This is a genomic window from Roseobacter sp. HKCCD6576-2 (assembly GCF_013179285.1).
GTDB classification, from domain to species: Bacteria; Pseudomonadota; Alphaproteobacteria; order Rhodobacterales; family Rhodobacteraceae; genus Rhodophyticola; species Rhodophyticola oceani.
The window spans coordinates 1-8,714 of sequence record NZ_WVNW01000031.1 but is presented as its reverse complement, the minus strand read 5'-3'; the positions used below and the strand labels follow the sequence as shown (position 1 = coordinate 8,714).

The 8,714-nt window shown below is 57.9% G+C and carries 11 protein-coding genes and 1 riboswitch; all 11 genes read right to left on the bottom strand.

What is annotated here, in order from left to right; genetic code table 11:
• Window positions 1-444 precede the first annotated feature (444 nt).
• From GTF44_RS21500 to thiD, 11 genes are read right to left on the bottom strand one after another with little or no spacing between them, the layout of a single operon-like run.
• A complete protein-coding gene (locus tag GTF44_RS21500; RefSeq protein ID WP_171563392.1) occupies window positions 445-801 on the bottom strand; it encodes a hypothetical protein in 357 nt (118 codons plus the stop codon).
• Window positions 798-1,451, bottom strand: coding sequence for a TenA family protein (locus tag GTF44_RS21495; RefSeq protein WP_171563390.1), 654 nt, complete (start codon window positions 1,449-1,451; stop codon window positions 798-800). The genes GTF44_RS21500 and GTF44_RS21495 overlap by 4 nt, the downstream gene beginning before the upstream one ends.
• Window positions 1,448-2,167, bottom strand: coding sequence for an ABC transporter ATP-binding protein (locus tag GTF44_RS21490; RefSeq protein WP_171563388.1), 720 nt, complete (start codon window positions 2,165-2,167; stop codon window positions 1,448-1,450). The genes GTF44_RS21495 and GTF44_RS21490 overlap by 4 nt, the downstream gene beginning before the upstream one ends.
• Window positions 2,164-2,835 (bottom strand): thiaminase II, encoded by a 672-nt coding sequence (gene tenA / locus GTF44_RS21485; protein WP_171563385.1) that lies wholly within the window; start codon window positions 2,833-2,835, stop codon window positions 2,164-2,166. Before tenA ends, GTF44_RS21490 begins: the two co-directional genes overlap by 4 nt.
• A complete protein-coding gene (locus GTF44_RS21480; RefSeq protein ID WP_171563383.1) occupies window positions 2,832-3,770 on the bottom strand; it encodes an ABC transporter substrate-binding protein in 939 nt (312 codons plus the stop codon). The genes tenA and GTF44_RS21480 overlap by 4 nt, the downstream gene beginning before the upstream one ends.
• Before the next feature lie 20 nt (window positions 3,771-3,790).
• Complete coding sequence (locus GTF44_RS21475) at window positions 3,791-4,756, bottom strand: HesA/MoeB/ThiF family protein (protein WP_171563381.1); 966 nt, start codon at window positions 4,754-4,756, stop codon at window positions 3,791-3,793.
• Window positions 4,753-5,349 (bottom strand): thiamine phosphate synthase, encoded by a 597-nt coding sequence (locus GTF44_RS21470; RefSeq protein WP_171563380.1) that lies wholly within the window; start codon window positions 5,347-5,349, stop codon window positions 4,753-4,755. Before GTF44_RS21470 ends, GTF44_RS21475 begins: the two co-directional genes overlap by 4 nt.
• Window positions 5,346-6,116, bottom strand: a complete 771-nt coding sequence (locus GTF44_RS21465; protein WP_171563379.1) for a thiazole synthase — start codon at window positions 6,114-6,116, stop codon at window positions 5,346-5,348. Before GTF44_RS21465 ends, GTF44_RS21470 begins: the two co-directional genes overlap by 4 nt.
• A gap of 2 nt (window positions 6,117-6,118) precedes the next feature.
• Window positions 6,119-6,316, bottom strand: a complete 198-nt coding sequence (thiS, locus tag GTF44_RS21460; RefSeq protein ID WP_171563378.1) for a sulfur carrier protein ThiS — start codon at window positions 6,314-6,316, stop codon at window positions 6,119-6,121.
• Window positions 6,300-7,283, bottom strand: a complete 984-nt coding sequence (locus tag GTF44_RS21455; protein ID WP_171563377.1) for an FAD-dependent oxidoreductase — start codon at window positions 7,281-7,283, stop codon at window positions 6,300-6,302. The genes thiS and GTF44_RS21455 overlap by 17 nt, the downstream gene beginning before the upstream one ends.
• Complete coding sequence (gene thiD / locus GTF44_RS21450; protein WP_171563376.1) at window positions 7,280-8,074, bottom strand: bifunctional hydroxymethylpyrimidine kinase/phosphomethylpyrimidine kinase; 795 nt, start codon at window positions 8,072-8,074, stop codon at window positions 7,280-7,282. Before thiD ends, GTF44_RS21455 begins: the two co-directional genes overlap by 4 nt.
• A 58-nt stretch (window positions 8,075-8,132) precedes the next feature.
• Window positions 8,133-8,242, bottom strand: a riboswitch (TPP riboswitch).
• Window positions 8,243-8,714 lie beyond the last annotated feature (472 nt).

Sequence of the window (8,714 nt, the reverse complement as noted above, 5' to 3'; positions counted from 1 at the left end):
AGCAAAACAGGAACGGATTCTACACCTGAGCGGCCCGGATCAGGGGGCTGGGTCACTGGCGCTAGCGGGCCGTGCGCCAGAGATGTGTGCAGCTTCGCCAATGCTTGTAGTGCCAGAAGGGTCAGAGTTAGGTCCGACCGTAGGTGTCCTACAGTCAGGATTGCTGCACAAATAGCCGGCGCGTTTTCCGAGTGCTTCGATAGTGGCCTTGTTGAAATCTGGTGCCATAATGCCCAACAGTATGTTTCATCTGAAGGTATTCCCTCTTGACCGAACTGTCAGCCGAGATTCGACTTCGTCCTACTCGCATAGCTCTACTGGCAAGCCCTAGCGACCAAGCATCGATCAGAAAGTTCATGAGGGTATGTTCTTGCTTGTGGGGCGGTGTATTCAATCCAGTTATTCCGATCTTTCGGAATACTCCTGAAGAGTGGCGATCAACGGTCAGACAACCGATGAAAGGAATTGATGTAACCAAAGGCTATTTGAAGTTTTTTGAACCCGACATCTTGGTTGAAGCGCACGAGGGTTAGGCCGCAACAGGCTCCGTGCGACCGGCGATGCCGCCAGAGCGATGGCCGACAAACCACCAAGAATTCCCCCAAGGACGAGCCCCATCAGCACAGCAGAAATTGTCACCAGAGCATGTTCAAAGAGCAGCGCACGGCTGGTCCACATGGTTTCTGCAACCAAGGCAGGGCCTGGAAGGATGAAACGCGGCACGCCGGTCATCCAAACGGTTGCCTGCCATACAAGAAGGCCGAGTCCGATGGCGGCCAGCCCCGCGCGCCAGCCGTTCATTTTGCCACCGGGAAGCCGAACCATGCGGCATCGAAAAAGGCCCGTTCCAACGCCACAGCATCGGCAAACGCACTTGCGATACGCAGCCGATCAGTTTTGGGCGAAGTGGCCCAGACATCATCGAGTTGCTCACGCAGATAGATGACTACTGATGCAAAGCTTTCGCCTGTATGCAATGCGATCCACTCACCGAAGTAGAACGGCAACTGCTCTGCCCGCGCCGCAAAGGGGGTCGCCCAGCTAAGATAGACCCACTCGGCCACGGTCAGCACCGCGATCATCTCTCCGTAGTTTCCAGATTTCCGAACGCGATGCATCAGATCAAGAAAGGCTTGTGTCTGGCCGTGAACCGGCGCGGTGTCGGACACGTCAAGCGCTGCGAAGCTGCGTTGAAAGTAGGTGTTTTCGGCGCCCGTCACGACGGCCAGGAACTGCGCGCCGGGCACACGATCTGGCAGGGAAGGCGCTTGCGAAATCGCTACTGCCAGCAATCTGACAAAGGTATCAATGAAATGATAATCCTGCTGAAGGTAGCCTGCCATTTTGTCCAAGGACAGCGTTCCTGCCACTAGCTCTGTGGTGAACGGATGTTGCGTTGCCGCGTCCCAGTTTTCCCGGTTTTCTTCGCGGAGTTGTTCTGTCGGTGTCATATGTGCTCTGCCCTGAGCTGAGATAACAATTCTGCCTGAGCCTGCATGACGTCGGGCGCATCCACCGCGCGGGGTGTCGGCCCCGCCGGCACTCGAACCTCGGTGATGCCGGCTGCGCGCATGATTACGATACGATCAGACATACGCACGGCCTCGCCCGGGTCATGGGTGACAAGTAAAACTGTACGTTGCCGTAAAAGCCCGGCAGTCAAATCCTGCATTTGCAGGCGAGTGAGCGCGTCAAGTGCGGAAAAGGGTTCGTCCAGCAAGATGACCGGGCGGTCTTCCATCAACGTGCGCGCGAGGGCTGCGCGTTGTCTTTGGCCACCTGATAATGAGCCGGGTTTGCGGTTGGCGAATGCTCCAAGGCCAACCAGCTCAAGAATTTCGGAAACTCTGGAAGAATTGACTTTCTCTTGTCGTAGGCGTGCACCTAAGGCGGCATTCTGCGCGACAGTAAGCCACGGCAGCAAAAGATCATCCTGCCCCATTATCGCGACAGTCCCGGCAGGGGGCAGCGTCAGATCCCCTTCAAAGGTGACATGATCTGCCAGACCGGCAAGCAACTTCAGAGCCGTTGATTTTCCGACACCGCTTGATCCCAGGAGGCTGGTCCACTCTCCGAGAAACAGCCTAAGATCAAGGTTGGCAAATATGCTCACGGACCCGATACGCGCATCGCCAATCACCTGAAATGACGACGACGCGGTGGTCATGGTGTTAACCCCATATCCCAAAAGCCGATCTCCAGGCGGGTGGCGGTTTTGAAGCGATTGCACAGTGTAGGCCATCGCGGGCTGGCTTGCGCATCATGGCCAAGGCGGCGCGCGGCCGCCGCGTCAAGGAGCGCCCCCACAGAAACACAGACTTCTTGGTAATCATCGCCCGCATAGGTCGAAATCCAGTCACCGTAAGCATCGCTGGACGCCTCGCGCATCAATCGACCGCCGATCTCGCCGTAACCCATGACGCAAGGTGCAAGCGCGGCAAGGAGATCGAGCAGATCGCCTGAATGACCGGCATCAAGAACATAACGCGTATAGGCGAGGTTCTCTTGCCTTTCCTCTGCGTCTGCCAGGACCGTTTCGCTGATACCAGCCTCCGCGCATATCCTTGTGTGGAGTGCGATTTCATCATTGATCAATGCGTGCACGGTGGCCGCTGCATGCCGCATTTCATCGACCGTTTCTGCCTTCGTCACGGCAAGGGCCCAGGCGCGCGAAAAGTGAATGAGAAAAATGTAATCCTGTACCAGATAGTGCAGGAACGCCTCGCGTGGCAGCGTGCCATCCGCCAAGCGCATGACAAAATCGTGTTTGACGTAGGCGGACCATGAAAGGTCCGCCTCAGCCTTCAAGCGATTAAATATCTGGCCGTAACTCATTGTGCGCCCAGATCGATCGCCAGTTCACTTACGGGGCGCATACCTTCAACAAGGCTGGCTTCTGCCAAAAACGCCTCAAATCTTGTATATCGCCCTTCGTCCAGTGCTTCGGGGCGCAGGGCAAAGCGGGGCAAGGTATCGACCCAAGCCTTTGCATTCAACTCGTCGTCGAGTTCAGTGGAATAGCTCTTGAAAATCTCCCAACTTTCCTCAGGGTGATTTATAATGAATTGCGTCGCCAGTTCTGTGGCACGCAGAAAGCGACGGATCAGATCAGAATCCATGGTTTTCGGGTTGGCAACATAGATCAGTTCGTCATAGGTCGGCACGCCCTCCTCCTCGACGAAGAAACAGCGCCCTTCAACACCTTCGATTTCCATCTGGTTCAGCTCAAAATTGCGGTATGCACCGATCACCGCATCAACCTGCCCCGACATGAGGGATGGGGAGAGCGACCAATTGACGTTGACGAGTTCGACCTCATCATAAGCAACCCCGTGTTTCCCGAGGATTGCACTCAAGAGGGCCTCTTCCACACCGGCAACGGAGAACCCGATCTTCTTGCCCTTCAGATCAGAAATCTGCTGTACCGGGCCATCTCTCAGCACCAGCAGACAATTCAGAGGTGTGGCGATAAGGGTGCCAACACGGATCAGCGGAAGTCCTTCAGCCACTTGCAGATGTAGTGACGGCTGATAGCTTACTGCCAGGTCGGCCTGACCGGCGGCGACTTGTTTTGGCGGGTCGGAGGGGTCGGCGGGCGCGATGATAGTTACATTCAGATTCTGCGCGGCGAAAAGCACTTGCTCTTCTGCGATGATGATCGGGCCATGGTCGGGGTTCACGAACCAATCAAGAAGCAGGGTCATTTCGTCCTGCGCCTTTGCTGGCAAGCTTAGGGCGGTAAGCATTGCAGCCATAATCAGGGTTTTCATCGGCGTGTTCTCCTTTGTAGTCAGCCTCCGAGCGAGATCAGGGCGATCGCATCGGGTCGCGGGTGGTTGAGTTTTGTTGCTGCCTGCCAGGCGCGCAGGCCGGACCGGCAGGCAAAGACGGCACGGCGGTTTGCGATCCGTTGGGCAAGATCCGCGGGTATGTCAGCGACGGGCATTCGCAGGTCTGACGTGATGGCCGGGCCCGGTTCTGTTGTTCCTCGTAAGTCGACCACAAAGTCGCCGGGTTGAATCTGGCTAGGGGCAATGAAAGGTATACTGGATTGCGGTTCCGTGGCATCGCTGAAACGAAAGCTGGAAAAGCGCATATCGCGGGCATCGAATGTCAGCAGTTGTCCCAGTGGCGATGGTGTCTGACGTGTCAGCACCGCTAGCGCCACTTGCGCCTGAAGTGCGCCCATGACACCAACAGATGGCCCCAGAACGCCATCCGCATCGCAACTGCCCAACTGGTCGGGAAGATCGGGAAAGACTGCGCGCAAGCTTGGTTCCGCACCACAGAAACCGCCAACATATCCCGAAAGGCCAACAATACTGGCACTGATCAACGGCACTCCGGAGGCATGGCAGAGGTCGGATGCTGTGTAGCTGCATGCGAAACTGTCGGCGCAATCAAGCACCAGATCGACGCCATCGAGCAAGGCCAACCCGTTTTCGGGATCAAAGCGCTGCAGATGCGCTTCAACCTGCACTTCGGCATTGAGCTGTTCCATGCGCTGGCGGGCAACGAGGACTTTAGACGCGCCGATATCGGCCTCGGAAAACAGCGTTTGTCTGTGAAGATTGCTAAGTGAAACCGTATCGGAATCGACCAGTACGATCCTCCCCACGCCTGCACCGACAAGTGCAGGCAAGGCAGAAGCCGCCAGACCACCGGCCCCGATGACCAATATACTCGCCTGACTCAGAAGAGACTGACCCTCTTCACCATATCCAGGCACCATCATCTGCCGCGCATAGCGATTCATTGAAACGCCTCAAGCCACTGGTCGGTTCTGTTCTCGGGGGTGCCATGTAGCGTGATGTCTGTCACCGCCGAGACGATGTCCGCACCCGCAGCATAGGCCCCGCCTGCGCGTTCAATGCTCATCCCGCCGATAGCAACAAGAGGTGTCGCACCGATCAGATCGCGCCATTCTGTCAGTTTCGCGACACCTTGCTGGTGCCACTTCATCTTCTTGAGGATTGTCGGATAGATCGGACCAAGCGCGACATAATCTGGGGTCAAAGACATGGCACGATCGAGTTCTGCGCGATCATGGGTGGAAACGCCTAGTTTCAACCCGGCTCGCCGGATTGCCGCGATATCAGCCGCATCAAGGTCTTCCTGGCCCAGATGTACCCAGTCACACCCAAGGTCGATGGCGTGTTTCCAGTAGTCATTGATCACCAGCAGGCAGTCGTGGCTTTGGCAGAGTGCTTTCGCGCGCATAATCTGATCCAGCAGGACCGAATCCGGGCGGGCTTTTACCCGAAGTTGCACCATTTTCAGACCCCGCGGCACGAGCCGTTCCAGCCAGTCGTAATCATCAAATATCGGGTAGAACCGTGGCAGCGTCATAGGATCGGCTTTCCGGCAACGGGCGTTGATGGCGCCGCCATCTCGCGCGGCTCCATGGGATCGGCCGCAGCCGCGGCCGCCCCGGCTTCGACCGCCAGCGCGAACCCCTTCGCCATTTTGACCGGATCTCCTGCCATGGCGACCGCAGTGTTAAGAAGGACGGCGTCGTAGCCAAGCTCCATCGCATGGGCCGCCTGACTGGGCAGGCCAAGTCCAGCGTCAACAACAAGAGGAATTTCAGGGAAATGCGCACGAAGCGCCCGCAAGCCGTAGATGTTGTTCAGCCCAAGCCCGGTCCCGATGGGCGCCCCCCAAGGCATCAATACCTGGCAACCCGCTTCGACCAGTTTCTCGCAGAGGATCAGATCCTCGGTACAGTAGGGAAAGACTTCGAAGCCGTCATTGGAAAGGATCTCCGCGGTTGCGACCAGGGCAAATGGATCCGGTTGCAAAGTGTCGGCATTACCGATGACTTCCAGTTTGATCCAAGGTGTCTCGAACAACTCCCTGGCCATATGCGCCGTCGTTACCGCTTCTTTGACAGAGTGACAGCCCGCAGTGTTTGGCAACAAGGCCACGTCGAGATCCTTGATAATGTCCCAGAACGCCTGACCGGCCTGGTCTGATCCAGCTTCGCGCCTGACCGAGACCGTGGCGATACCAGCGCCAGACGCTTTGAACGCAGTCGCGAGGATAGTCGGCGATGGGTAGAGCGACGTCCCCAGCATGAGGCGCGAAGCGATCTCTTTTCCGTAGAATGCAGGCATTGCTAGCCCCCCTGGCGCGGCGCGACGATCTCGACCGCGTCGCCTTCGGAAAGGATCGTGGAAGCGCGCCGGGCTGCAGGCACGAATGCAGCATTTACCGCCGTCGCGACCTTTGCCCTGGCCTGGCCAAGCTGCTCCAGAAGATCCATGAGTGTCTGACCTTCTGCGTCGACCGTTTCGCCGTTAACGACGATCTTCATACCAAACCTCCGGAATAATGTTGCCCAGCAAAAGATCGGCTGACATTCGGGCCAGTGAAGGTGCCAGGAGAAAACCATGCCTGAACAACCCATTCAGGCTCAGGCAAGTACTCAAGTGGCGGATCCTGGGTTGATTGTCCGGGAATGCCGGGCGGGCATCGACGCCGATCTCGAGGATTTCAGCCTCCCCGAATGCGGGGTGCAGCGCATATGCCGCCCCAAGGAGGTCAAGTACGGAGCGTAAGCCTGCACTGGATCGCTGAGAAGACTCAATCTGCGTTGCGCCGAGCATAAAGACACTCCCCTCACGCGGAACAATGTAGAGGGGAAATCGCGGATGCAGCAGGCGCACCGGTCGTGACAAACTGACCTGTTCGGAGCGTATGATCGCCATTTCGCCTTTGACCCCACGCAGGTCTTCGAGGAGGTCGCGCGCAGCAACCCCCCGACAATCGACGAGCCGTGCGCTTGGTAGATCTGTCGGGGGGATGAACTCCACGCCATTGCAATCTAGGCGGTGGTGCAGCGCGATAAGAGCCCGCCTTGGGTCGATATGAGCTTCGTCTTTCAGAAACAGCGCCCGGGAGAACCGTTCTGCGACATCCGGCTCCAAAGCTTCCAAAGCATCCTGGCACAGCCATCGGGCATTGGGGACCCGCCGAGCGAAAGTCTGCAGTTCGGTACGGTCTCTGGCCAGTGAAACGACCAATGTGCCTTTGCGCGCAACCGCCACGTCCTGACGTTCCCACCAATCTGCCGCTTCGCGTCCTTTGGCGATGACGTCAGGCTCGGCCGAGAAACCTTCGCAGTCAGGTGCCAGCATGCCACCGGCCCACCACGAACAGGACTGCGCCCCGGGTGGGCCACCAGGGTCGGAAACCGAGACTTGAGCACCGCGTCCGCTCAGTTCTGCCGCCAGGGTCAGACCCGCAACGCCCCCGCCGCGAATATGAAACGCGTCGTTCACGTCCAGATGCCGTGAAAGTGGTGAACCGGGCCGTGGCCCTGTCCGATTGCCAACGTGTCCGAGCGCGCAATGGCTGCGTGGAGCCAGCCATGTGCAGTTTGAACAGCAGTTGCGACCAAGCAACCCTTAGCCATTTCGGCGGCAATTGCCGCAGCATAACCGCAACCGGTGCCATGCGTGTTGAGCGTGTTGATTCGCTCGGCCTGCAGCGCCAGCCCTTCATCGCCTTCGAACAGCCAGTCGACACAAAGCCGGCCCTGCGCGTGCCCGCCTTTCAATAGTACGGCTTTTGCGCCCATGTCCTGCAGCCGCCGCGCCTGCGACATCCGCTGTGCGTCCGTTGTGGCCTCATCGTCTTCTGTGAGGCGGGCTGACTCCGGGATGTTGGGCGTGATGATTGTGACCAAGGGCGCAAGGCGCGAGATCAATGCCCCGACGGCATGATCCTCCAACAGGGCATCGCCGGATTTGGCAATCATGACGGGGTCAAGAACTATTGGTCCCTCAAAACCAGCGACTGCCTCCGCGACAGCCGTGATGGTTTCGACATTGCCCAGCATGCCAATCTTAATGGCCGAAACCGAAATATCCGACAGAACCGCGTCAATTTGAGCGCGAATAACTTCTGGCGGGATGGGATGTATTACCGTAACCGCGCGGGTATTCTGGGCTGTGACTGCTGTGATGGCGCTGCACCCATAGACACCACGGGCAGAGAACGACTTCAAATCGGCCTGGATACCTGCGCCGCCGCTATCGGAACCGGCGATGGTAAGTGCGGCCGCAGTCATGTGGATTCCCCATCGTAGCGACGTCAGGACAGTTTGGGGATTCAGCGAACAAAAGCATTATCTGCTAACATCCGTTTCCTCCGCCGGTCCTAACCGGTTCAGGTTCAATGGGTTCGCTTTTTGCGCGTCTCAGCCGGACATAAGGTACCGGCACCCCAACAGATTAGTGAAATTTACAGCGGTCAGCAAGCGGTGTCAAACGTCTGCAGACGTCGGTTCCGGTTCCCCTAGGCGCTACCGGGCGGCCTCAAGAGTTCATCCATTCCCAACGCCAATGCCTCTGCTCTGCGGTGCCGACGCTAGTGCGCACCGCACTGTCGGCGAAGGTCAACTGGAAAAGGCGTGGAAGTTGACAGCAGGCTAACAGTTCGTTTTGTGTTATACGAGCGCTTTCGATGGCGCAGGTGTGTTGTTGTGCTTGTTGAATTGCGTAGATGACATTTCGTATATCAGCCGCCCCTCTAGAACACCACTTTCAGCCCTGCGCTTGCGCTGAGGGCGCTGGTGTCGCCAGCGTTGCTGAGCCCTGTGGCATAGGAGGCTTCGCCGAAGAGATCCACCCGGTCATTCCACGCATAGGTGCCGCCAAGGCCAACCCCAAGCGCCCAGGCCTCGTTCTCGCTCGTCAGCGACGCGCCGG

Coding starts and splice junctions, on each gene's coding strand:
- GTF44_RS21500 (WP_171563392.1), bottom strand. CDS start 801: ATGAACGGCTGGCGCGCGGGGCTGGCCGCCATCGGACTCGGCCTTCTT.
- GTF44_RS21495 (WP_171563390.1), bottom strand. CDS start 1,451: ATGACACCGACAGAACAACTCCGCGAAGAAAACCGGGAAAACTGGGAC.
- GTF44_RS21490 (WP_171563388.1), bottom strand. CDS start 2,167: ATGACCACCGCGTCGTCGTCATTTCAGGTGATTGGCGATGCGCGTATC.
- tenA (WP_171563385.1), bottom strand. CDS start 2,835: ATGAGTTACGGCCAGATATTTAATCGCTTGAAGGCTGAGGCGGACCTT.
- GTF44_RS21480 (WP_171563383.1), bottom strand. CDS start 3,770: ATGAAAACCCTGATTATGGCTGCAATGCTTACCGCCCTAAGCTTGCCA.
- GTF44_RS21475 (WP_171563381.1), bottom strand. CDS start 4,756: ATGAATCGCTATGCGCGGCAGATGATGGTGCCTGGATATGGTGAAGAG.
- GTF44_RS21470 (WP_171563380.1), bottom strand. CDS start 5,349: ATGACGCTGCCACGGTTCTACCCGATATTTGATGATTACGACTGGCTG.
- GTF44_RS21465 (WP_171563379.1), bottom strand. CDS start 6,116: ATGCCTGCATTCTACGGAAAAGAGATCGCTTCGCGCCTCATGCTGGGG.
- thiS (WP_171563378.1), bottom strand. CDS start 6,316: ATGAAGATCGTCGTTAACGGCGAAACGGTCGACGCAGAAGGTCAGACA.
- thiD (WP_171563376.1), bottom strand. CDS start 8,074: ATGACTGCGGCCGCACTTACCATCGCCGGTTCCGATAGCGGCGGCGCA.